Here is a 547-nt window from a genome sequence, read left to right as displayed (position 1 = left end):
TTTGAAAAGCGCCTGCTTTTCCAGAACCATTATATAAACTACCCATCATATATGGATGTTCTGCATTACCGCCTTCAAAACCTATTAAGACTTCTTCACCAGTTTCTGGTATAAAATGAAACCCTTTGTCACCTCCTGCATGTGGTGTTACGATACGTATCCAAGGAGTCATCTCTCCAGTTATTTTTTGCCAAGGAAATTGTACACGTATTCTGCCTAAACCATCAGGATCTGCATTTTCCATAACAATAGCAGTTTGTGTTTCGCTTTTAGGAAAAGCATTGATGTTGGTGTTTGGATAGGCATCAAAATCTGCAGTTATGGCTTCAAAACGGTTTTGATAGTCTCCGTTTTCGTTATTGGTGTGTGTGACGTTTGTAATCCTGTAATTAGAACCATCTACCTTTATAATGCTACCTAAAGTGACACCAGGATTATCACTAACTCCGTTTAGTTGTACTTGTTTGATCTCGATAGCCTTTTTTTGAGCTTCGATACTGCTGTCTAAACGTTGTTTAGATTTAGGATCGTTATACAGATTGTGCCA

General features: G+C 38.2%; 1 protein-coding gene. It reads right to left on the bottom strand.

The genetic code is table 11. The features are described 5' to 3' along the window. On the bottom strand, positions 1–547 hold a 547-nt coding region (locus V6251_RS15130), incomplete at both ends, for a phage baseplate assembly protein V (protein ID WP_341588996.1).

It is taken from the genome of Olleya sp. Ti.3.14 (genome assembly GCF_038154885.1).
GTDB lineage: Bacteria > Bacteroidota > Bacteroidia > Flavobacteriales > Flavobacteriaceae > Olleya.
Note: the sequence above shows the minus strand (reverse complement) of the source record. Positions and strands in the feature narration are given on the sequence as shown.